This window comes from Achromobacter pestifer (genome assembly GCF_902859625.1).
Classification (GTDB): Bacteria; Pseudomonadota; Gammaproteobacteria; order Burkholderiales; family Burkholderiaceae_B; genus Achromobacter; species Achromobacter pestifer.
Genome location: NZ_CADIJX010000001.1, coordinates 923,085 through 945,269, shown reverse-complemented (window position 1 = coordinate 945,269; position 22,185 = coordinate 923,085). Strand labels below are relative to the sequence as shown.

18 protein-coding genes are annotated in these 22,185 nt (G+C 64.4%); 6 read left to right on the top strand and 12 right to left on the bottom strand.

Features of this window, described 5'->3' with window-relative positions:
- Positions 1–41 precede the first annotated feature (41 nt).
- Positions 42–686: a VTT domain-containing protein gene (locus tag HV753_RS03995; RefSeq protein ID WP_175173109.1), complete on the top strand. Its 645-nt coding sequence runs from the start codon at positions 42–44 to the stop codon at positions 684–686.
- Positions 687–773: 87 nt separating this feature from the next.
- On the opposite strand, the gene HV753_RS03990 is transcribed toward HV753_RS03995, so the two are convergent.
- Positions 774–3,002, bottom strand: coding sequence for an NADP-dependent isocitrate dehydrogenase (locus HV753_RS03990; RefSeq protein ID WP_175173108.1), 2,229 nt, complete (start codon positions 3,000–3,002; stop codon positions 774–776).
- 518 nt (positions 3,003–3,520) lie between these two features.
- On the opposite strand from HV753_RS03990, the gene ilvA reads away from it, so the two are divergent.
- Entirely contained in the window at positions 3,521–5,089 is a 1,569-nt protein-coding gene (gene ilvA, locus HV753_RS03985; RefSeq protein WP_175173107.1) for a threonine ammonia-lyase, biosynthetic, read from the top strand.
- A gap of 15 nt (positions 5,090–5,104) precedes the next feature.
- Here ilvA and HV753_RS03980 read toward each other — a convergent pair whose 3' ends face one another.
- From HV753_RS03980 to HV753_RS03960, 5 genes are read right to left on the bottom strand one after another with little or no spacing between them, the layout of a single operon-like run.
- Positions 5,105–6,037, bottom strand: a complete 933-nt coding sequence (locus HV753_RS03980) for a hypothetical protein (protein ID WP_175173106.1) — start codon at positions 6,035–6,037, stop codon at positions 5,105–5,107.
- 42 nt (positions 6,038–6,079) lie between these two features.
- Positions 6,080–6,862, bottom strand: a complete 783-nt coding sequence (locus tag HV753_RS03975; protein WP_175173105.1) for an ABC transporter ATP-binding protein — start codon at positions 6,860–6,862, stop codon at positions 6,080–6,082.
- 2 nt (positions 6,863–6,864) lie between these two features.
- Positions 6,865–7,323 (bottom strand): azurin, encoded by a 459-nt coding sequence (gene azu / locus HV753_RS03970; protein WP_175173104.1) that lies wholly within the window; start codon positions 7,321–7,323, stop codon positions 6,865–6,867.
- Positions 7,324–7,355: 32 nt separating this feature from the next.
- Positions 7,356–8,438, bottom strand: a complete 1,083-nt coding sequence (locus HV753_RS03965; RefSeq protein WP_175173103.1) for a FecCD family ABC transporter permease — start codon at positions 8,436–8,438, stop codon at positions 7,356–7,358.
- Between the two features lie 6 nt (positions 8,439–8,444).
- On the bottom strand, positions 8,445–9,596 hold the full coding sequence (locus HV753_RS03960; protein ID WP_175173102.1) for an ABC transporter substrate-binding protein: 1,152 nt from the start codon (positions 9,594–9,596) through the stop codon (positions 8,445–8,447).
- Positions 9,597–9,805: 209 nt separating this feature from the next.
- Here HV753_RS03960 and HV753_RS03955 point away from each other — a divergent pair, with 209 nt between their 5' ends.
- Positions 9,806–10,489 (top strand): response regulator transcription factor, encoded by a 684-nt coding sequence (locus HV753_RS03955; RefSeq protein ID WP_175173101.1) that lies wholly within the window; start codon positions 9,806–9,808, stop codon positions 10,487–10,489.
- The gene (locus HV753_RS03950; protein WP_175173100.1) at positions 10,482–11,786 is read left to right on the top strand and encodes a sensor histidine kinase; all 1,305 of its coding nucleotides are present in this window, start codon (positions 10,482–10,484) and stop codon (positions 11,784–11,786) included. Before HV753_RS03955 ends, HV753_RS03950 begins: the two co-directional genes overlap by 8 nt.
- 10 nt (positions 11,787–11,796) lie before the next feature.
- Here the strand turns inward: HV753_RS03950 and HV753_RS03945 are convergent, their stop codons facing one another.
- Positions 11,797–14,124: a TonB-dependent receptor gene (locus HV753_RS03945; protein WP_246288142.1), complete on the bottom strand. Its 2,328-nt coding sequence runs from the start codon at positions 14,122–14,124 to the stop codon at positions 11,797–11,799.
- A gap of 217 nt (positions 14,125–14,341) precedes the next feature.
- Here HV753_RS03945 and HV753_RS03940 point away from each other — a divergent pair, with 217 nt between their 5' ends.
- Positions 14,342–15,517 (top strand): acetyltransferase domain-containing protein, encoded by a 1,176-nt coding sequence (locus HV753_RS03940; protein ID WP_175173099.1) that lies wholly within the window; start codon positions 14,342–14,344, stop codon positions 15,515–15,517.
- Positions 15,514–16,611: a porin gene (locus HV753_RS03935; RefSeq protein WP_175173098.1), complete on the top strand. Its 1,098-nt coding sequence runs from the start codon at positions 15,514–15,516 to the stop codon at positions 16,609–16,611. Before HV753_RS03940 ends, HV753_RS03935 begins: the two co-directional genes overlap by 4 nt.
- A 5-nt stretch (positions 16,612–16,616) precedes the next feature.
- On the opposite strand, the gene HV753_RS03930 is transcribed toward HV753_RS03935, so the two are convergent.
- From HV753_RS03930 to HV753_RS03910, 5 genes are all read right to left on the bottom strand, one after another.
- A complete protein-coding gene (locus HV753_RS03930) occupies positions 16,617–17,357 on the bottom strand; it encodes an amino acid ABC transporter ATP-binding protein (protein ID WP_175173097.1) in 741 nt (246 codons plus the stop codon).
- Between the two features lie 42 nt (positions 17,358–17,399).
- Positions 17,400–18,500, bottom strand: coding sequence for an amino acid ABC transporter permease (locus HV753_RS03925; protein ID WP_175173096.1), 1,101 nt, complete (start codon positions 18,498–18,500; stop codon positions 17,400–17,402).
- Between the two features lies 1 nt (position 18,501).
- Entirely contained in the window at positions 18,502–19,692 is a 1,191-nt protein-coding gene (locus HV753_RS03920) for an amino acid ABC transporter permease (protein WP_175173095.1), read from the bottom strand.
- Positions 19,693–19,695: 3 nt separating this feature from the next.
- Positions 19,696–20,904, bottom strand: a complete 1,209-nt coding sequence (locus HV753_RS03915) for an aminotransferase class I/II-fold pyridoxal phosphate-dependent enzyme (protein ID WP_175173094.1) — start codon at positions 20,902–20,904, stop codon at positions 19,696–19,698.
- Between the two features lie 105 nt (positions 20,905–21,009).
- Positions 21,010–22,026 carry an amino acid ABC transporter substrate-binding protein gene (locus HV753_RS03910; protein WP_175173093.1) on the bottom strand — a complete coding sequence of 339 codons (1,017 nt, stop codon included), beginning with the start codon at positions 22,024–22,026 and terminating at the stop codon, positions 21,010–21,012.
- Positions 22,027–22,185 lie beyond the last annotated feature (159 nt).

Genomic DNA, 22,185 nt, shown 5'->3' with positions numbered 1-22,185 from the left:
CGTCCGCGGCTTTGCGGCATACCAATCCTTGATATTCATTGATGAGCATGACTGAACTGTTTTCCTGGTTGACGAGTGAACATGGCCTGATGGCGCTCTTGGCGCAGAACTGGGTCCTGGGCACCTTCATCATCGCTGGTGTTATTTTCGTGGAGACCGGATTGGTCGTGATGCCGTTCCTGCCCGGCGATTCGCTGTTGTTCGCGGCAGGCGCATTTTTAGGCTTGGCGGGGATTGAACCCTGGGTGTCGCTGGCTGTGATCACGGCGGCGGCCATCGCCGGCGACGCCGTCAACTTCATGATCGCGTCCTCGTCCTGGGGGCAACGCCTGGCCCGCAGCCGCTGGATCAAACCCGCTCACATGGCGCGCGCACGCGATTACTTTTCCCGCTATGGCGCGATGACCATCACCGTGGCCCGCTTCGTGCCTATCGTGCGAACCGTGGCGCCGTTCGTCGCCGGGCTGTCGCAAATGCCGCGCCGCACGTTCTATGCCTACAACATCGTCGGCGCCGTGCTGTGGTGTGCGTCGATGCTGCTGGCGGGTTACTGGCTGGGGTCAATCGCGTGGGTGCGCGCGAACCTGCACTGGGTGTCGGTGATCATCATCGGCCTGTCGTTGATACCGGTGGTGGTGCAATGCTTGCAGGTGCGCCAACTGCGGCGCAGCGAATCCCGCCCATAGTCGTCATCATGAAAAAAAAACCGACGCCCTTGAATGAGCGTCGGTTTTTTTTCGTCATGGCGGCCGCTGGCCGCCAAGCCGTCGTGCTTAGCCGATCGAGGCCAGCACCTGGTTTAGCGTTGCGCTGGGGCGCATGGCCTGGCTGGCCTTGTCTTCGTTCGGCTGGTAGTAGCCGCCGATGTCGACCGGCTTGCCTTGGGCCGCCTTCAGCTCAGCCACGATCTTGGCTTCGCTTTCGGCAAATGCGCCTGCCGCGCCCGCGAACTGGGCTGCCAGTGCGCGGTCTTCGGTTTGCGCGGCCACGGCCTGGGCCCAATACATGGCCAGGTAGAAGTGGCTGCCACGGTTGTCCAGGCCACCGACCTTGCGATCCGGCGACTTGTTTTCGTCCAGGAACTTGGCGGTTGCCTGATCCAGCGTCTTGGCCAGGATCTGGGCAGTCGGGTTCTTGTACGCGCGGCCCAGATGGTCCAGCGATTCGGCCAGCGCCATGAACTCGCCCAGCGAATCCCAGCGCAGGAAGCCTTCTTCCAGGAACTGCTGCACGTGCTTCGGCGCCGAACCGCCGGCGCCCGTTTCAAACAGGCCGCCACCGGCAACCAGCGGCACGATCGACAGCATCTTGGCGCTGGTGCCCAGTTCCATGATGGGGAACAGGTCGGTCAGATAGTCGCGCAGCACGTTGCCGGTGACCGAGATCGTGTCCAGGCCTGCGCGGATGCGCTTGACCGAGAACTTGGTGGCCTCAACCGGGTCCAGAATGCGCAGGTCCAGGCCGGCGGTGTCGTGGTCGTTCAGGTACTGCTTGACCTTGGCGATGACCTGGGCGTCGTGGGCGCGCTTTTCGTCCAGCCAGAAGACGGCCGGCGTCTTGCTGGCGCGGGCACGGGCAACGGCCAGCTTGACCCAATCCTGGATCGCGGCGTCCTTGGTCTGGCACATGCGCCAGAGGTCGCCGGCTTCGACGGCTTGTTCCAGCAGGACCTTGCCCGAGGCATCGGTCACGCGCACGGTGCCGGCGGCCGGCACCACGAACGTCTTGTTGTGGGAGCCGTATTCTTCGGCGGCTTGTGCCATCAAGCCGACGTTGGGCACGCTGCCCATCGTGACCGGATTGAAGGCGCCATTGCGCTTGCAGTCGTCGATGACGGCTTGATAGACGCCAGCGTAGCTACGGTCGGGAATGACGGCCTTGGTGTCTTGCAACTGGCCTTCGGCGTTCCACATCTTGCCCGAGTCGCGGATCATCGCGGGCATGGAGGCGTCGACGATGACGTCGCTGGGCACGTGCAGGTTGGTGATGCCCTTGTCGGAATTCACCATCGCCAGTTGCGGCAGGGTCTTGTAGGCGGCATCGATGTCGGCCGTGATCGCGGCTTGCTGGTCAGCCGGCAGCGATTGGATCTTGGCGTACAGGTCGCCGATGCCGTTGTTGGCATCGAAACCGGCTTGCTTGAGCACATCGGCGTGGCGGGCCAGCACGTCCTTGTAGAACACGGACACGACGTGGCCGAAGATGACGGGGTCGGAGACCTTCATCATCGTGGCCTTCAGGTGCACCGAGAACAGCACGCCGGTGGCGCGCGCGTCGTCGATCTGGGCTTGCAGGAAGGACTTCAGCTTGGCCGTGGACAGGACCGCGGCGTCGATGATCTCGCCAGCCTTGACCGGGGTCTTTTCCTTCAGCACGGTCTTCGTGCCGTCAGCAGCGGTCAGTTCGATCTTGACGTCGCCGGCCTCGGCGATCAGGGCCGACTTTTCGGTGCCGTAGAAATCGCCTTCGGACATGTGTGCCACGTGCGACTTCGAGTCGGCGGACCAGGCGCCCATCTTGTGCGGGTGCTTGCGGGCGTAGTTCTTGACCGACAGCGGCGCGCGGCGGTCGGAGTTGCCTTCACGCAGGACCGGGTTCACGGCGCTGCCTTTGACCTTGTCGTAGCGCGCCTTGACGTCGCGTTCCGTGTCGTTGGCGGGGGCGTCCGGATAGTCGGGCAGCTTGTAGCCCTGGTCTTGCAGTTCCTTGATGGCCGCCTTCAGTTGGGGCATCGAGGCGCTGATGTTCGGCAGCTTGATGATGTTGGCTTCGGGCTTGACGGCGAGTGCGCCCAGTTCGGCCAGGGAGTCCGAGAGCTTCTGGCTGTCTTCGAGGTAATCCGGGAAGAGGGCGATGATGCGGCCGGCCAGAGAGATGTCGCGGGTCTCGACCGTGATGCCTGCGGGCTTGGCGAAAGCCTGGACGATGGGAAGCAGTGAACGGGTTGCAAGCGCCGGAGCTTCGTCGGTGAGGGTATAGATAATCTTCGGAGTAAGAGACATGATCCTTGAATCTGTTCGGCGGTGGCGCTAGGCGCAAACCCGAACATGCTATGCGGCGTACGCCGGTAGATGTTGTCGAGAGTGGGTTCGTATGGGCAGAGGCGCGTGAGGACCGCGGATCTGCTCAACCTGGCGGGCGCCCACCCTTTATTTGATGGCTGGGTATTCCGAGCCATTCTGGGAGGTGCGACTGCCACGAACCTATTATTGTAATACCGCGACAAGCGAGACGTGCACGGAAATAGCTGCAAATGGCTGTGTTATCAGGGGGATATCGCAGCAATATGGACCGGATATGGCATGGATGGCGCGTTCCACCCCCGATTTGACAAATTTCCACGCCAAGCGCAAGCTCTGGTCCATGAATTCCTGCGCCGTCCGCATTTCGCTGATTATTACCATCATTCCTGGAATGGTGGGTTAGCGCGCGACCGCAGTCAGTCACAGCCACCCGCCCCACGAGGCGGGTTTTTTGTTTCCGCCTCTGCCGGGCCAAGTCTTCCCAAGCAGAGAACCCCATGCAAGCCAGCCCCACCGATACGACCGGATTCCAACACGGCAACGCCATACCGATGGAATACCTGCGGCAGATCCTGACCGCCCGCATCTACGACATCGCCCGGGAAACGGAGCTGGACCCCGCCCGTGGCCTGTCGGCGCGGCTGGGCAATACGGTGTATCTGAAGCGCGAAGACAATCAGCCGGTCTTTTCCTTCAAGGTGCGTGGCGCCTACAACAAGATGCGCAACACGCCGCAAGCGGCCCTGGATCGTGGGGTCATCACCGCGTCGGCGGGCAACCACGCGCAGGGCGTGGCCATTGCGGCCGCCAAACTGGGGGTGCGGGCGATCATCGTCGTGCCGCAGACGGCGCCGCAGGTCAAAGTGGACGCGGTGCGCGCGCACGGCGGCCCCACCGTCACCGTGGTGCAGGCGGGAGATTCCTACAGTGATGCCTATGCGCACGCCCAGACGCTGGCGCAGCAACAGGACCTGACCTTCATCCCCGCGTTCGACGACCCTTACGTGATCGCGGGCCAGGGCACCGTGGGCATGGAGATCCTGCGCCAGCATGTCGGGCCCCTGCACGCGGTGTTCGTGCCGATCGGCGGCGGAAGCCTGGCGGCCGGTGTGTCGGCTTACGTGAAATCGGTGGACCCGTCGGTGAAGGTGATTGGCGTGCAGACCGAGGATTCGTGTGCGATGGCGCAATCGTTGCGCGCTGGCGCGCGGGTCAATTTGCCTGAAGTGGGGCTGTTCTCTGATGGCACGGCAGTCAAGTTGGTGGGCGAGGAAACGTTCCGCCTATGCCGCGAGTTCCTGGACGAAGTGATCCTGGTGGACACCGATGCGGTCTGCGCCGCGATCAAGGACGTGTTCCTGGACACGCGCAGCGTGTTGGAGCCGGCCGGCGCGCTGGCCGTGGCAGGGCTGAAGCAATACGTGGAACGTGAAGGCGCGCAAGGCTTGTCGATGGTGGCGATCACGTCGGGCGCCAACATGAACTTCGACCGTCTGCGTTTCGTGGCGGATCGCGCCGAGGTCGGCGAGGCGCGCGAGGCGGTCTTTGCCGTGACCGTGCCGGAGGAACGCGGGAGCTTTCGCCGCTTTTGCCGCGTCATTGGGCAGCGCAGCGTGACCGAATTCAACTATCGCATCGCCGACGCGCGCACCGCGCATATCTTCGTCAGCATGCAGATTGCGCGTCGTGGGGAAGCGGCCGACATCATGGCGGCCCTGGAAGAGCAAGGATTTTCCGCCAGCGACCTGACGCACAACGAGACCTCCAAGCAGCACATCCGCTACATGGTGGGCGGACGGTCGCCCTTGGCGGGCGGCGAACGCTTGTTCCGCTTCGAGTTTCCGGAACGCCCCGGCGCACTGATGAAGTTCCTGTCCGAGATGGCGCCCAACTGGAACATCAGCCTGTTCCATTACCGTAATCAGGGTGCGGACTTCAGTTCGGCGCTGGTGGGCATCCAGGCGCCGCTGGCCGACAGCGCGGCACTCGACGCCTTTCTCTTGCAATTGGGCTATGCCCACTTCGAGGAAACGGGTAATGAGGCGTACCGCCAGTTCCTGATCTGAACGCGGCGCAGGCGATCAGCCGGGCTTGCAATTGGCCTTGGCCGGCAAGGCCACGCCCGGCTGCAAACGCAGCGTGGCGCGGCCCGCTGTCTGCGACAGTTGCAGCGTGCGGGCACGCCAGGCGGGCACGTCGTCGAATGCCACGTCGGGGCGGGACGAAGACGGATAGAGCGGGTCGGGCTGATTGAATTCGATGGCTGGCAGCGCCAGGCAGGTGTCTTTGACATCCAGGCGGGCCAGTTCGCGGCCATCGCTCATGCGCACCGCGCGAAACGCCAGCGGTGCATCCACGAACTTGGTGACTTCGGGTACGTATTGCAGATAGCCGTGGGCGTCCTTGATCTGCGTTGCAGGTTGCACCACGACGACATCGCGCCCTGGCGGAATGGCGAGATACGCCACGTCTGCGTCCACGTCCAACAGCTTGCCGGCGCCCAGGTTTAGCGCCTTGAGCGGCGCGTGGCGGATCAGGACCGTTTCGTTCCAGGCGGTTTCCACCCGTGTCCAGCCAGGCACGCGCGCCGCTTCAAAGCGGGTGCCGTTGACCCGGTCGCGGTCAGGGTTGGCGGACAGCGCCAGCCGGTTCACGCGCAGCGCACCGTCGACAACCTGCAAGTGGGCCAGCACGGCGTTGGCACTGGAGCTGTTGAAGTAGGCCAGCACGGCGTCGGTTTCCAGCGCCTTGGCATTGCCCGCGCAGAAGAAGGCTCGGGCGGAGGTTTCCTTGCCGCTGGGGTACAGCAGCTTGCCGACATCTGGGCCGCAGAGCTTATTGCCTTGGAACGTGATGGTCGTCTGGCGGGTGTTCTGGCGCTGGCCGGTGTTCCAATCGTTGCGGCTCTCGGTCGCCACGTCGACCCGCAGGCCGTGATTGTCGTAGATCACGGCCGCGCCCGCAGGGGCGGCAAGCATGCTGAGAAAAATCGCCATGATGCGGCCTCGCGTCATCGGTTGACTCCCTGGGATGGCTACCGGGAATATATACCGCTTTCACATCCCGGCCAGTCCGTCCACGTGGACCTGTGCTTGTCCCTGCGGGCAGCGTTCCACGCGCGCGCGGACGCGGTAGACGCGACGCAGCGAGGCGGGTGTGACGACCTGGGCGGGCAGGCCTTCGGCCTCGATCGCGCCGCCGTGCAGCAGCAACGCATGGTCCGCATGGCGCAGCGCGATGTTCAAGTCATGCAGCACCACCAGCGTGATCAACCGGTGCTGGGATGTTTGGCGGCGCAGCACGTCCATGACGTGGAACTGGTAGTTCAAATCCAGTGCCGACAGCGGTTCGTCAAGCAGGAGCAGGCGAGGGCGCCGCACCAAGGCTTGTGCCAGTGAGGCCAGCTGCTTTTGGCCGCCCGACAATTCGTCCAGATAGCGGCTGGCCAGCGTTGCGATGCCCAGATCGGCGATGACACCCAGGGCGTCACGCATCAGATCCTTGCCGGCACCGCCTTGGCGGCCCGAACGCGCTGCCACCAGCACGGACTCGAAGACGGTCATGTGCACGCCCTTGGGCAGCGCCTGGGGCATGTACATGGCGCGTTCGGCGCGGCGTGCGGGTGTGGCGCGCGCGAGGTCTTCTCCGTCCAGTGACAGCGCGCCGCGCATCACCGGGTTCAGGCCCGCCAGCGTCTTCAGCAGCGTGGATTTGCCGCTACCGTTGGGGCCGAGCAAGGCGGTGACGGTGCCTTCGGCGAGCGGCCCGGCTGTCAGGTCTTGCAGCACGGGTTTGCCGCCGTAGCCGGCGACAAGCCCGCGGATGAGCAGCTGCGTCATCGTCAGGGTTGCAGCGCCAGCGTGCCGCGCATGTGTTGCGCGTGCGCGGGGAACGAGCAGTAGAAGGTGTAGGACTGGCCGGCGCGCAGGCGGCTGACCGGGAACGTCACGATGGCCGTCTCGCCGCCGCCCAGCATGGGCGTCTTGGCCAGGATGCGCGCGTCGCCCGGGGCCAGGAACTCGTGTTCCGCGCCCGCCTTGATGCCGTCGACCATCACGGCATCAATGTCCTCGGTCTTGGTCAACACCCAATTGTGGCCTGCCTTTTCCTTGCTGTTCTTGCCCGTGTGGATCAGGCGCACCGAGAATTCCTTGCACGTGGACGGCACGACGATATGGTCGGGACCGAACTGTTTGCCGGGACGGCCTTCGACGTCGATGGCGCAATTGGCGTTGGGCGCGGCATGGGCGGCGCCGGCCATCAACAAGGCGGCCAGCGTCAGGGTCAGGCGGGATTGCATTGGGAAAGCCTCCATTCTTGAATGTGTGAGCGTCAGGCGCGCTTGAGCGCGCGCACGACGATGGTGAGGAAAAAGGGAATGCCGACCAGCGAGGTCACGATGCCGACGGGGATCAACGCGCCCGGCAACACGGTCTTGGATGCCACCGAGGCCAGCGACAGGATCAAGGCGCCCGCCAAGGCGCTGCCCGGCAGGTAATAGCGATGGTCTTCGCCCAGCAGCAGCCGGGCGATATGCGGGGCGACCAGTCCCACGAAACCGATGGTGCCCACGAATGACACGGCCAGCGCGGCCAGCGCGCTGACACGCAGCAGGCTGACCAGCCGCAAGCGGCGGACATCGATGCCGAAGCTGGCGGCGCGCTCTTCGCCCAGCCGCACGGCGGTGAGCTTCCAGGCGTCACGCATTGAAAAGGGCATCACCAGCGCAACCGCGGCGGCCATGACTGCCACGGTGATCCAGTTGGCGCGCGCCAGGCTGCCCATGGTCCAGAACACGATGCCTTGCAGGGCTTCTTCGCTGGCCACGAATTGCAGCAGCATCACCAGCGCCTGAAAGGAATACACCAGCGCGATGCCGAACAGCACCACGCCCAGCGTCGAGCCGCCGCGCCAGCGCGCCACGCGCTCCAGGATCAGCACGGATATCAGCGTGCAGGCAAAGGCCGAGATCGACACCACCATTCCAGGGGGCAGCGCGGGCAGGTGCCAGTCCAGCGTGATCGCCAGCGACGCGCCAAAAGCGGCGGCGGCCGAGACGCCCAGCGTGTACGGACTGGCCAGCGGGTTATCCAGCATCGTCTGCATTTCAGCGCCGCCCAGCCCTAGCGCGACGCCAACCAGCAAAGCCATCAAGGCGTAAGGCAGCCGGAACTGCCACACGATGACGCGCGTGCCGGTGCTGGCCGCATCCGGATGCAGCAGGGTTTGCAGCAAGTCGTTCAATGACAGCGAGGCCGGGCCGCTGGCGATATCGGCCAGCAGGCTGGCCACGATGGCCAGCGTCAGCGCCAGGGCAAGCAGCAGGCGTTTGCGGACGGTGCGCCGATAGATAGCGATGGCCTCGTCCGGGCCGGCAGTGATGGCGGGCGCGGCCGCCGTGTTGAAGCTAAGCATGGCGGATCATGGTTTGGCGGCGGCGTGGCCAGCAGATGCGCGGTCAGCAGGCGCAGTCCAGTACGTGCCGGCGCTGTCCACGTCCAGGAACTGGCGGTATAGCGTGTCCAGGGTGCCTTGAGGATCGAGCGCGGCGGCCCGTTCCGGGTAGAACCATTGGGCCATGGCTTCGATGGCGGCCACGTTGTAGGGCGAGTTATAGAAGGCGTGCCAGATGCCGTAGGCGCGGTGCTGCCTGACGGCGTCCAGATCGCGTATGCCGTCGCGCGCGATCAGGGTGGACAGGCTGTCTGCCGACACGTCGGGTGCGGCGCCGGGGCCGGCCAGCAGGCCGGGGCGGCCGGGTTCGGAGCGGCTGCCGGTGGCGATGTAGACGTCGGGCTTGGCATCCAGCAGGAATTCCAGGCTGACGTCCCCGATGGCGCCAGGCAGCACGGGCGCGGCCACATTGACGCCGCCCGCCGTCTCCAGCAGATCGCCGAAGCTGCCATTGCCGGTGGTGTGGCAGCACGCCGGCCACACGCCCGCCAGCATTTCGACGAATACGCGCGGGCGCTGCGCCTGCGGCACCGGTTGGACAATCTGGCGCACGCGGGCCAGGTGGTCTTCATAGAACGAGATATAGGCCTCGGCCTGTTTCTCGCGGTCCAGCGCCTGGCCCAGTATCCGCATGCTGGGCACGGTGTTCTGTACCGGATGCTGGCGAAAGTCGATGAACACGATGGGAATGCCGGCGTCTTGCAGGGCAGAGATCATGGGATTGTTGCGCCCAGGGCCGTGGCCGCTCAGGCTGAACACCGCGACGTCCGGCTGTAGCGACACGATTTTTTCAGGGCTGACGCTGGCTTCCGAGGTCTTGCCGATCAGCGGCACGTTGGCTGCCTGGGGATAGCGCTTGACCAGTTGAGCCCATGAATAAGGGTCTTGCTGCTTCAGTTCGCCCTGCCAGCCGACCACGCGGGCGATCGGGGCCTTCTGGTCCAGCAGTGCCATCGCGAAGACGAAGCGGCCTTCACCCAGCAGGATGCGTTTGGGGTGGTCAGGCACGGTGACGACCCGCCCGGCCAGATCGGTGACTTGACGGGCTTGGGCGCTGGGCAACGCGCAAAGCAGGGCGGTGGCAGCGGCAGCCGCACGGAGTAGGGGGATCGCTCGCATCGGAAATCCTGGGTTGCGCCGTTGTCCGCGGGCTTGCGGTTAACGCGAACCATTCTTATCGACAGGCAGTGTCCGCCAAGCCGTCTCAAGAAAGCGTTAAGACGTATCGCCGCTGTGGCGGCCGCGCCGCAAGCAGGGGCGTGACCGGAGGCAGCATGGCGGCGGGGCACATACAATATGAGACTGATTTCCATTCCCTACTGGGTTCCATGCGCGTTCTAGTCATCGAAGACGATCCTGACATCCTGGCCAACATCACGCATCACCTGACCCGCCGCGGCTATATCGTGGACTGCGCGGAAGATGGACAGCGTGGCTATGCGATGGCCGCGTCGGGCGATTTTGATCTGATCGTGCTGGACTTGATGCTGCCCCGCCTGGACGGCTACGAGCTTTGCCGCCGGCTGCGCACCGAGGCGGGGTGCGGCACGCCGGTGATCATGGTGACGGCGCGCGACACCCTGGATAACCGGCTGACCGGTTTCGATGCGGGCGCCGACGATTACCTGGTCAAGCCTTTTGCGCTGGCCGAGCTCGCAGCACGGGTCAAGGCGCTGCTGCATCGCGCCAGCGGCGCGGGCGTGGCTCGAGTACTGCGCGTGGGAGACCTGACGCTGGATACCGGCACGCTGGAGCTGGCGCGGGCGGGGCAGCCGTTGCGCTTGCCCCCATCGCCGCTGCAATTGCTGACCTTGCTGATGCGCGCCAGCCCGGCGGTGGTGCATCGTGCCCGGCTGGAAGAAGCCTTGTGGCGCGATTCGCCGCCCGACAGCGACAGCCTGCGTACGCACATCCATCAGATCCGGCAGGTGGTCGACAAGCCCTATGGCACGCCGCTGCTGCATACGGTGCATGGCATTGGCTATCAACTGCGGGTGGCGGCGGATGCCTAGGCGCGGTGGGCGGACAGCCCGGCGCGGACTGGCGCGTCATCTGCTGCTGACCTATGTGGCGATGGCGTTGTTGGTGGCCGGCCTGCTGTCGTGGTTGTCGGTCTGGAGCGTGGGCAAGCTGGAGGCCCATCTGCAACGCATCGACATGGGCATGGCGGTGGAGCGTGTGCGGGGTGACTTCCTGGCGGGCATTGACCCTGGGCGTCCCAATCGATTTTTCCATGGCGATCCTGGCAGCGACGCTTTCCCCGACTGGTTGAGGCGGCTGGCGCCCGGGTTCCACAAGCTGGAACGCGACGGGCGTGTCTGGCATGTGATGGTCGACGACCTGAATGGCCAGCGCTACATGCTGCTGCGCGACTACACGGACTACGAGCAAAGCCAGGTGGCATCGCACTGGACCGCCGTCAGCGGGCTGGCGGGCAGCCTGGCGTTGGCGTTCATTCTGGGCATTCTGGCCACGCGGCGGCTGTTGCGGCCGTTGTCCCGGCTGGCGGCGCAAGTCAATGCGCGAGGCGCACAGCCGCCGCAAACGCGGCTGGCCGAAGATTATCCGCCGGATGAAATCGGGCAATTGGCGGCGGCGTTCGATGCCACCTACAACCAGCTGGAGCAGGCGCTGCGGCGCGAACAGCTTTTCACGGCGGACGTCGGACACGAGCTGCGCACGCCTTTGATGGTGATCTCCAGTTCCTGCGAACTGCTGCGCGAGGAGCAGGCAGAACATCCCACGCTGACTGCTGACAGTCTGGCGCGGCTGGCGCGCATTGAAGCTGCCGCCGCCGATATGGGCGAACGGCTGGACACCTATCTGATGCTGGCGCGCGGCAGCGACGCGGCCGACCTGTTCGCGCGTGAAAGCGCGCTGACCACGGCGCGCGGCCAATTGACGGCCTGGACGGCCGTGGCCCAGCGGCGCGACATGCGGCTGAGCCTGGAGGTTGCGCCGTCGGAGACGCCGGCCTTGCTGTTTCCCGCGCCCTTGCTGCGCGCCGTGCTATCCAATCTGATCCGCAACTCGCTTCAGTACGCCGGTCCAGAGGCGCAAGTCGTCATCACGGCCGGGGCGGACTTCATGCAGGTGGCGGACAACGGCCCGGGCATTCCCGTCGAACGGCAGGAAGCCATCTTCAGCCCCTTTGTGCGGGGCGAGCAGGCCGATGCCGGCAACCTGGGTCTGGGCTTGTCGTTGGTGCAGCGTATTTGCGCGCACCAGGGGTGGCGCGTGTCATTGCAGTCGGCGCCGGGGCAGGGCAGCGTGTTCCGGGTGGATCTGGCTGCGGCTGCCACGGCGTAGCACGACCGTTCTAGAACGACAGGTCCGCGGTGAAGGTCACCGTACGGCCTGCGCCCGGCACGCCGTATAGCTGGAAGCCGTCCAATGAGGCCCCCACGCGGCTGTAGTAGAACGTGTTGAACAGGTTCTGGACATTCATGCCTAGCGTCACGTTCTTGTCGACGCGGTATCGCACCGCGGCCGAGTGCAGCCAATAGGATGGCGCCTTTTCATCGTCACGCACCCAGATCGGGTGGGTGCCGGACGGCCCGGATACCGTGGCGCTGTTGTTGTTCTTGCCGCCCACGTATTTGTTGTCGGTGTAGCGCCGCTTGCCCACATATTGCACGCCATAGCTCAGCGACAGGTCTTCGGTGGCCGCATAGGTGGTCCACAGATTGAGCGTCAGCTTGGGGACGTTCTTGGCTTCTTCCCCTTCGTTGGCGCCCTTGGTGATGCGGCTCTTCATGGCGCTGACGCCGGCAAACGCGGACCAGCGCGGGGTGATGTTGCCCGACAGGCCCAGTTCAATGCCATCCACGCGCTTGGCGGGCAGGGCGCGCACCACGTCGGTGGCGTCGTCTCCGTATTCCCAGGAGTCAGACAGTTCGGTGCGGAAGAGGGCACCGGTCAGAGACAGGTCGCCGCCCGCCAGATCCCACTTGGAGCCCAGTTCCCAGGTCTTGGACACGGCCGGCTTGTAGGTGTCGGAACCGGTTGCGCCATAGATGTTGTTGTTGGTGGATGCGCCCAACGCCGAGGGTTGGGCAGCCTGGCTGTAGGACACGTAGAGGCTGCCGTAGTCCACCGGTTTGTACGTCAATCCGACGCGGCCGCTCCAGGCGCCGTCCGTCACGTGCTGCGTGCTTGCGCCCGTTACCTGCGACACACGGTAGCGGTCATAGCGCAGCGCGCCTTGCAGCATCCATTGCGGATTGAAGGTCATGGTGTCGCCCAGGTAAAGGCCCGTGTTGAAGATCTCGGCCTTGTTGCCTGAATTGCCCTTCACGGTTTCGACGCCGCCCATGTCCACGCCACCGGTGTTGCGCAGGTCGATGACCGGGTTGGTCGAGGGCGCCATGATGGAACGTTCGTGGTCGCCGTAGGTTTCCTTGTAGAACTCCACGCCCGTCACGACGGCATGCTTGAGGCTGCCGGTGTGGAAGTCCAGGTTCAGATTGGTCTGGTTGGCCAGGATGGTGTAGCGCTTGGACGTGCCGAAATCATTGCCGCGCAGTTTTGCGTAGGGCGACGGATCGGTGATCCGCTCATAGCCGCTGTATGACGGGATGCCGTCGGCGCTGTTGACCAAGGGGCCGACGCCGACATAGCCGTAGGACGTGCCTGACGTGGCATTGAAGCGCGCGGGGGCCAGCACGCCGATGCGATCCGTTTGCTGCCAGCGGCTGATATTGGACAGTCGCGCCGCCCGCGTGAAGTCGTGCTCGACTTTCAGGGTGGCTTGGTCCGTGCGGGTTTGTTCGGTGTAGAGGTCGGGATCGCCGTACCAGGCATTGCGCGCCACGTTCGGCATGCGCTTGCCGCCGGTGCCGCGCTGGATGGGCACGCCGCCGTCAGGGATGTTGTCGTCTTCCTGATGCAGATAGTTCAAGGTCACGCGGGTGGGCGTGCCCAGACCCATGGCCAGCGACGCGGCCATCCCTCGCCGGTCGAATTCCGTCACGTCGCGCTCGGCCACCCCATTGTGGTGGCGCATCAGGTTGATGCGCAGGGCCGAACTATCGGTCAGCTCCTGATTCAAGTCGGCGGTGATGCGCCGGTACTGGTCCGTGCCCAGTCCGCCAGACAATTTGTAGAAGGAACCCAGGCGAGCCTCTTTGCTGGCCAGATTGACGCTGCCGCCCACGGCCGACACGCCGGACTCGATGGAGCCTGTGCCCTTGAAGACTTCCGCCTCCTCCAGATTGAAGATGTCGGTGCGGCTGGACAGGCCGGCATCACGAATACCGTCCACCGTGATGCTCTGCTCAGCTGAAAAGCCGCGAATCGTGAACATGTCGCCCCAGCCCAGATTGCCTTCGCCCGAGCTGAACGTGATGCCGGGCACGTTGCGCAGCACATCTTGCAGGCTCTGGGCCTGTTGCTCTTCCAGAACGGCGCGCGGCACGACCGTGATGCTCTGCGGCGTATTGAGCAACGGCTCGGTGAATTTGCCGGACTGCACGCGCTCTGCCTTGTAGGGCGGGGCGTCAGCCTGCACCGTGACCGGGGCCAGCACGGGGGCGCTGTCGGCGGGCCGCGCCTGCGCGTGCACCTGGCTGCTGGCCACGGCGCTGAGCGCCATGCTGAGGGTCTTCAGGGCGAAACGGCCCTGGGCGTTGAATGTCGGGTGCGCCATGACGAAATATTGAGTGCCTCAATGAGAATCGTTACGAATTCTAGAAAGGCGCGTCTCAAGATTTTGTTAAGCCGATCCAAGGCCAATTCTGGTGCTGAACATCAGCTGAATATTGCTTGAATACGTAATGTTATTACATTACTATTCCGCGTCATTTCCATCTCCCTATCTCGTTGACGCGGTGCCCTGCGTCGCCAGGCAGCCTCACTGATCCTTCATGTCCTCTCCCTTGCCCATTGCCCCTCTCGGCGCCGGCGGCGCGCGGCTGCGTTCCATCGATGCGCTGCGCGGTCTTGTCATCGTCATCATGTTGCTGGACCACGTACGCGAGACCTTCTTCCTGCACCATCAGGTCAGCGATCCCATGGACGTTTCGGCGACGGATCCGGCGCTGTTCTTTTCGCGTTTGCTGGCGCATTTGTGCGCGCCCGTGTTCGTGTTCCTGACGGGGTTGTCCGCATGGCTATACGGCGCCCGTACCGGCAGCCGTGGTGCGGCAGCGGTGTTTCTTGCCAAGCGCGGCTTGTTTCTGGTGCTGCTGGAAGTGGTGGTGGTGAACTTTGCGTGGACGTTCCAGTTTCCGCCGTCGGTCGTGTATCTACAGGTGATCTGGGTGATCGGCCTGAGCATGCTGGCGTTGGCCGCCTTGCTGTGGCTGCCGCGCGCGGCGCTGATCGCCGTGGGCGCCTTGCTGGTGGCCGGCCACAACGCGCTGGACGGCGTGCACTTTGCGGTGGGCGAGGCGATGTACGTGCCTTGGGCGGTGTTGCACGATCGCGGCTGGATCGAGCTTGGCGATACCTTGCGCCTGCGCACGTCTTATCCCTTGCTGCCGTGGATCGGCGTGATCGCGCTGGGCTATGCGGCGGGGCCGTGGTTCCGACAGGGCGTGGACGCGGCCCTGCGCCAACGACGTCTGTGGGCGGTCGGGGTGGCGGCGATCATGGGCTTTGTGGCGCTGCGCGTGCTGAACGGCTATGGCCAGGCGCAACCTTGGGCGGTGCAGGATGACGCGCTGCACACGACGATGAGCTTTCTGAACATCACCAAGTACCCGCCGTCGCTGATGTTCCTGTTGCTGACATTGGGGCTGGGACTCTGCCTGCTGGTGCTGATTGAACGGGTGCAGTCTGCGGCGTGGGTCCGTGTGCTGTGCGTGTTTGGCGCTGCGCCGATGTTCTTCTACCTGTTGCACCTGTACGTGCTGAAGGCGCTGTATCTGGCGGGTGTAGCGATTAGGGGATTGAACCAGGGCAAGTACTTTGGTGTGGACGGGATGGCCGGCATCTGGCTGATTGCGCTGTTGCTGGCGGCGGCCTTGTATTGGCCCGTGCGCCGGTTTGGCCGTCTGAAGGCGGAGCGCCGCGACCTCTTCTGGCTCAAGTACCTGTGAGGCAGGCAACGCGGGTGGGGCGGTTGTGCCTGGGGCTGGCCGCGTGGCTGGCGCCATGGGCGACCGAGGCGGACAGCGCCGTTGCCTTGTATGGCGTTGTCGACTTGAGCCTGGCGGGTTTCTCTACCCAAGAGCGCGGCACAGCGCTGAACATGCAGTCGGGCGTGCAGTCAGGATCGCGTTGGGGCTTGCGCGGCAGCGAGGCCCTGGGAAGCGGCATGCGCGCCAACTTCCAGCTGGAAAGCGGCATCCTCGCCAATAACGGCAAGTCCGCGCAGGGCGGCCGCCTGTTTGGGCGTGCCGCGTGGGTGGGCGTATCAGGCGCGTTCGGAGATATCCGGCTGGGCCGCCAGACGTCGGTGTCGTCGGCGACCTTGGCTGACTATGACGCATTCCTGGCGTCTTACCTGATCACGGGCGCGCAGACCGCGCTGTTGCCGTATAACGCGAACCGCGCCGACAATACGGTCGCGTACTGGACGCCTTCCGCACGGGGCTTGCGTGCCGGGGCGGATATCAGCTTGGATTACGACGGGGGCGGCGGCTTTCAGACGGCATCCACCAATAAGCTCTACAGCGCGGCGTTGGTCTATGAGCAGCCGGGTTACGCGGTCGCGGTGACGTATGAGGGGGCGCGCTGGGCGGACGGCACGGCGCAGGCGGCGGCGATGTCCCGGGCGGGCGCCGCGCGCCAGCCCGGCGCCTACACGCTGGCGGCCCGTGCCACGCTGGACGCATTCACGCTCTACGCGGGATGGTCCATCATGCGCAACGGCTCAACCATTCCGTCCGTGCCTTCTCCGGGCCAGCGCGCGTACTTCCCTGGCAGCACCGTGCATGGCGTGATGGCGGGCGCTGCCTGGCGGTCGGGCGCCAGTACCGTCATGGCGTCCTGGCAGGGCAGTCTGCCCGGTGGCGGCGTGTTGACGCAGCAAGGCGCGACGCACACGCAGCAGATCTATTCGGCGGGCTATGGATACGACCTGTCCAAGCGCACAAACCTGTATGCCGTGTACGGCTACATGCGAGGCGCCTGGACGGACCCGTCGTGGCATCAGTCGCAGTACGCGGTGGGCATGCGCCACCGGTACTGACCGGATCAGTGCAGGATCTGACTCAGGAACAGTTGGGTCCGTTCGTTCTGTGGGTGATCGAAGAATGCGTCCGGATTATTTTGCTCGATGATCTCGCCCCGATCCATGAAGATCACGCGGTTGGCGACCTTGCGCGCGAAACCCATTTCGTGGGTCACGCAGATCATCGTCATGCCGCTTTCCTGGGCCAGCGTCACCATCACGTCCAGCACTTCCTTGACCATTTCCGGGTCCAGCGCGGACGTGGGTTCGTCGAACAGCATGACCTTGGGGTTCATGCATAGCGACCGGGCGATCGCCACCCGCTGCTGCTGGCCGCCCGACAGCTGGCCGGGAAACTTCCTGGCCTGATCCGGGATGCGCACACGCTCCAGGTATTTCATGGCGGTGGCTTCGGCCTGGGCGCGCGGCTGTTTCAGTACCCACATGGGGCCCAGGGTCAGGTTTTCCAGCACGGTCAGGTGCGGGAACAGGTTGAAGTGCTGGAACACCATGCCGACTTCGCGGCGGATGGTCTCGATGTGCTTCAGGTCGTTGGTCAGCTCGGTGCCGTCCACGATGATCTGACCCTGCTGGTGTTCTTCCAGGCGGTTGATGCAACGAATCATCGTGGACTTGCCCGACCCGGACGGGCCGCACACCACGATGCGTTCGCCTGGCGCCACGTCCAGGTTGATGTTGCGCAACACGTGGAACTGGCCATACCACTTGTTCACGCCCTGCAATCGAATAATGGAATCCGACATGCTTGGTCTCCGTAAGGTTTTGCGGGGGCTGACGCGGCGCGATCAGCGCGCGTGCCCGGTGGCCAATCGCTTTTCAAGCGCCTGGCTGTATTTGGACATGGAATAGCAGAAGGCGAAGTAGATCAGCGAGATGAAGAGATACGCTTCCACCCCGAATCCGCGCCATGCCGCATCGGACAGGGCGGCCTTGGCTGCCAGCGTCAGATCGAAGATGCCGATGATCACCACCAGCGACGTGTCCTTGAACAGGCTGATGAAAATGCCGACCAGGGGCGGAATCACGATCTTCAGCGCCTGCGGCAAAATGATCTTGCGCATCTGTTGCCAGTAGTTCAGGCCCAGCGAATCCGCGCCTTCGTACTGCCCCTTCGGGATGGCTTGCAAACCACCGCGCACGGTCTCCGCGATGTAGGCCGCGGCGAACATGATGATGGCGATCTGCGCACGCAGCAGCTTGTCGATGGTGAAGCCTTCCGGCAGGAACAAGGGCAACATCACCGACGACATGAACAACAGGCTGATCAAGGGCACGCCCCGGATCAGTTCGATGTACACGACGCACAAGGCCTTGATGGCAGGCATCTTTGAACGCCGGCCCAGCGCCAGCAGCACGCCGATGGGAAAGGCGAAGGCGATGCCGAAGGTGGCCAGAATCAACGTCAGCGGCAGGCCGCCCCAGCGTGCGTTCTCCACGTAGCTCAAGCCGAACACGCCACCCCACATCAGAAGCGCCACGGCCGTCAGGCCAGCGGTCCAGATGAGTGCCAGCTTGCCGTTCCAGAAGCGCCGCATGCCGCTGCACGCAATCACCGCCACCAGAAGCAGGGTTGCGATCAATGGCCGCCACTGCTCGTCGAACGGATAGGTGCCGAACAGGATCAGCCGATGCTTTTCGACGATGAATGCCCAGCAGGCGCCACCCGAGGCCCGGCATTCCTGGGCGTTGGCTGCCGTGTAGTTGGCCTTGATGAAGGCCCATTCCACCACGGCGGGAATCGCCATCAGCAGAAACCAGGCAAGCAGCACCGTGATCAGGAGATTCAGCGGCGAAGAGAACAGACGCGATCTGAGCCAGGGCCAGGCGCCGGCATGGGTGCTGGGCGGGGGCAGGGCTTCAGTGGAAAGAGACGTGGCGCTGCCCATATCAACGCTCCACCAGCGCGATGCGCGTGTTGTACCAATTCATGAATATCGAGATAGACAGGCTGACCGTCAGGTATGCGCCCATGATGATGAGGATGCCCTCGATGGCCTGGCCGGTCTGGTTCAAGGTGGTGTTCACCACCGACACGATGTCCGGATAACCAATGGCGACGGCCAGTGAACTGTTTTTCAACAGGTTCAGGTATTGGCTGGTCATCGGGGGAATGATCACGCGCAAGGCTTGCGGCAACACCACCAGGCGCAGGACTTTCGCGCGTGGCAGGCCCAGCGAGCCGGCGGCTTCCCACTGGCCGTTGTTCACGGCCTGGATGCCGGATCGCACGACTTCCGCGATGAATGCGGAGGTGTAGACGGTCAGCCCAAGGAACAGCGCCACGAATTCAGGGGTGAGTGTCAGGCCGCCGACAAAGTTGAAGCCTTTCAGTTCCGGCATGTCCAGCGTCAGCGACGCGCCGCTTGCCAACCAGCCCATTGCGGGCAGGGCAACAAGCAGGCCAACCGCCGCGCGTCCCAGCGGAAACACGCGCCCCGTGGCTTCCTGGCGCTTCGTGCCCCAATGGCCCAGGAACAGGACGGCCGCGATGGCCAACGCCAGGCCGCCCAATATCCAATCCAGCGATGCGCCTTCCAGCCCTGGCACTTTCAGGCCCCGGTTGGAGAGGAAGACGCCGGGCAGCGGGTTGTGCGCCTGGCGCGGACCCGGCATGTTCTCCGTGATCAGCGCATACCAGAAGAATAGTTGCAGCAGCAGCGGCACGTTGCGCATGACTTCGACGTACACCGAGGTGATCTTCGTCACCAGCCAGTTCTTCGACAGCCGGCCGACACCGATCAGTACGCCCAACAGCGTGGCGGCGACCAGGGCAATCAGGCCGACTCGCAGTGTGTTGAGCACGCCCACGAAGATGGCGCGGCCATAGGTATCCGCCGGGCCGTAGGCAATCACTGATTCGCCGATGGCAAAGCCGGCCTCACGGTTCAGGAAGCCGAACCCCGTCGCGATGTTGCGCATCGACAGGTTGTGCAGTGTGTTGTGAACCAGGAACCCGATGCCAGCGCCCACGAGCGTCAGGGCCAGCACCTGGTAGACGACCGCACGCACGGCCGGGTCGTTCCAAGAGACGCGGCGCGGCGGCCGCCGCGCCGGGAGTTGCTCTGTGTGCGTGGCCACGGCTTAGTTCGCCATCAGGGTGTTGACGGCGGCTTCCAGCCGGTTCATGCCTTGTTCGATGACTTCGGTGGACGTGGCGAACGAGAAGCGCACATAGGGCGACAAGCCATACGAGCCGCCGTCGATCACCGCCACGCCTGCCTCGCGCAGGAAGAACAGGCTGACGTCCAAATCGGTCTTCAATTCCCCAGCGGGGCCGGTGCGGCCAATCAGACCCTGCACATTGGCATACACATAGAAGGCGCCGTCCGGCATGGCGCATGAGATGCCGGGAATGTCGTTCAGGCGGCGCACCATCAGGTCGCGGCGGGCCTTGAAGATGTCGACCATCTGCGTGACGCTGGACTGGTCGCCTTCCAGGGCGGCCTGTGCCGCCACCTGCGAGATCGCGCTGGCGCACGAGGTGCTTTGCGACATGACCGTGCTCATCGCGCGGATCAGGTCGGCCGGACCCGCGCCGTAGCCAACGCGCCAACCGGTCATCGCGTAGGACTTGGACATGCCGTTGACGACCAGCGTGCGCGGGATCAATTGGGGTTCCACCTGCACGGGCGAGGCATGCGCCTGGCCGCTGTAGCAGAAGGGCGCGTAGATCTCGTCGCTGAGGATCCAGACGTGCGGATGGCGCAGCAGCACATCGGTCAGGGCGCGCAGTTCGGCCGCGCTGTACACGGCGCCGCTGGGGTTGCTGGGGGAGTTCAGGATCAACCAGCGCGTGCGCGGCGTGATGGCGGCTTCCAGGGTGGCGGCGTCCAGCTTGAAGCCTTGCGACTCGGGGCCGGTCACGACCACGGGCTTGCCGTCATTCAACAGCACCATGTCGGGATACGACACCCAGTAGGGTGCGCACACGATCACTTCGTCGCCCGGTTCCACACTGGCCGTCAGCGCGGCGCCGATGATCTGCTTGGCGCCCGCGCCCACGGTGATCTGATCCATGCCGTAAGAGACGCCCAGGCTCAATTCCAGGCTGTTGGCGATGGCGCGGCGCAGGCCCACCGTGCCGTTGGGGCTCGTGTAGCGGATGTCGCCGCCGGCAATGGCTTGCTGGCCGGCGCGCGCGATGTGGGCGGGCGTGGCCATGTCGGGTTCGCCGAGCGTGAAGTCCGCGATTTCGCGGCCTTGGCGGCGCAGTTCGTCAACGACGATCTTGGCGGCCATGCTGGGCGAGGGTTTGATCTGTTTCAGGCGGGCGTTGACGATGCTGTTCATGGTTGCAAGGTAAAGAGGCAAACGCCGGCCGAAGCGTGGCCGGGCGTGCAGGTAAAGAGAAAAGCGGCGCCCCGCAAGGCGTGGCACCGCGCACAAAAAAGCGACTCAGCGCACCGGCCAGCCGTACATCAGGCCGCCTTGGGTCCATTGCTTGTTCAGGCCGCGTTCCAGCTTCAGCGGGCTGTCCTTGCCCATGGCGCGGTCATAGCTTTCGCCGTAGTTGCCGACCTGCTTGATGATGTTGTAGGCCCACTTGTCGTCCAGGCCCAGGTTCTTGCCCATGCCCGGGGTCACGCCCAGGATGCGCTGCACGTTGGGATTGGTGCTTTTCAGCATCTCGTCCACGTTCTTGGACGTGATGCCGTATTCCTCGGCTTCCAGCATGGCGTTGAGGGACCAGCGCACCACGTTGAACCATTGCTCGTCGCCTTGGCGGACCATGGGGCCCAAGGGTTCCTTGGACAGGTTTTCGTCCAGGATTTCCCAGTCGTCGGGCTTGGCCAGGCGGGTGCGCATGTTGGCGGCGGTGTTGGATTTGTCGTTCGTGTAGGCATCGCAACGACCCGATTCCAGCAGGCGGAAGTTCTCGTCGTAGTTTTCGACCAGCACCGGTTTGAAGGTCAGGCCACGGCTACGGAAGTAGTCAGCCAGATTCAGTTCGGTGGTGGTGCCCGGCTGCACGCAGATGGTGGCGCCGTCCAGTTCCTTCACGCTCTTCACGTTCATCGACTTCTTGACGATCAAGCCTTGCGCGTCATAGAAATTCACGCCCACGCCGATCAGGCCAAGTGTCGTGTCGCGGGTCAGCGTCTGCGTGGTGTTGCGCGACAGCATGTCGACTTCGCCGGATTGCAGGGCGGTGAACTTGGCCTGCGCCGTCAGCACGTTGCCCTTGACCTTGGCGGCGTCGCCGAACATGGCGGCCGCTACCGCGCGGCACATATCCACGTCCAGGCCGGTCCATTCCCCCTTGCTGTCCAGCACCGAGAAACCGGGAATGCCGGCAAAGCCGCACTGCAAAAAGCCCTTTTTCTTGACGGCATCGAACGTCACGCCGGCTTGGGCGCCAGACGCGACGCACAGCAAAGTCGCCGCGACGGCGGTGCTCAGAAACTTACGCATGGAGAATTCTCCTGGGAGGTCGGAAAGTGCTTGGGATAAGCAGGGAAGCCAGAACCGTTCTGGCGTGCACCGGCGCACGCCGGCCTAGGACCGGAGCAGGCAGTGCCGCGTGAGCGGGTGGGGTAGGGAAAGGGGAGGCGCGCGCAGCGTCGCGCTAGC

Excerpts from the sequence above, each read along its gene's own strand:
- HV753_RS03995 (WP_175173109.1), top strand. The coding sequence starts at position 42 with ATGAGCATGACTGAACTGTTTTCCTGGTTGACGAGTGAACATGGCCTG.
- HV753_RS03990 (WP_175173108.1), bottom strand. The coding sequence starts at position 3,002 with ATGTCTCTTACTCCGAAGATTATCTATACCCTCACCGACGAAGCTCCG.
- ilvA (WP_175173107.1), top strand. The coding sequence starts at position 3,521 with ATGCAAGCCAGCCCCACCGATACGACCGGATTCCAACACGGCAACGCC.
- HV753_RS03980 (WP_175173106.1), bottom strand. The coding sequence starts at position 6,037 with ATGACGCGAGGCCGCATCATGGCGATTTTTCTCAGCATGCTTGCCGCC.
- HV753_RS03975 (WP_175173105.1), bottom strand. The coding sequence starts at position 6,862 with ATGACGCAGCTGCTCATCCGCGGGCTTGTCGCCGGCTACGGCGGCAAA.
- azu (WP_175173104.1), bottom strand. The coding sequence starts at position 7,323 with ATGCAATCCCGCCTGACCCTGACGCTGGCCGCCTTGTTGATGGCCGGC.
- HV753_RS03965 (WP_175173103.1), bottom strand. The coding sequence starts at position 8,438 with ATGCTTAGCTTCAACACGGCGGCCGCGCCCGCCATCACTGCCGGCCCG.
- HV753_RS03960 (WP_175173102.1), bottom strand. The coding sequence starts at position 9,596 with ATGCGAGCGATCCCCCTACTCCGTGCGGCTGCCGCTGCCACCGCCCTG.
- HV753_RS03955 (WP_175173101.1), top strand. The coding sequence starts at position 9,806 with ATGCGCGTTCTAGTCATCGAAGACGATCCTGACATCCTGGCCAACATC.
- HV753_RS03950 (WP_175173100.1), top strand. The coding sequence starts at position 10,482 with ATGCCTAGGCGCGGTGGGCGGACAGCCCGGCGCGGACTGGCGCGTCAT.
- HV753_RS03945 (WP_246288142.1), bottom strand. The coding sequence starts at position 14,124 with ATGGCGCACCCGACATTCAACGCCCAGGGCCGTTTCGCCCTGAAGACC.
- HV753_RS03940 (WP_175173099.1), top strand. The coding sequence starts at position 14,342 with ATGTCCTCTCCCTTGCCCATTGCCCCTCTCGGCGCCGGCGGCGCGCGG.
- HV753_RS03930 (WP_175173097.1), bottom strand. The coding sequence starts at position 17,357 with ATGTCGGATTCCATTATTCGATTGCAGGGCGTGAACAAGTGGTATGGC.
- HV753_RS03925 (WP_175173096.1), bottom strand. The coding sequence starts at position 18,500 with ATGGGCAGCGCCACGTCTCTTTCCACTGAAGCCCTGCCCCCGCCCAGC.
- HV753_RS03915 (WP_175173094.1), bottom strand. The coding sequence starts at position 20,904 with ATGAACAGCATCGTCAACGCCCGCCTGAAACAGATCAAACCCTCGCCC.
- HV753_RS03910 (WP_175173093.1), bottom strand. The coding sequence starts at position 22,026 with ATGCGTAAGTTTCTGAGCACCGCCGTCGCGGCGACTTTGCTGTGCGTC.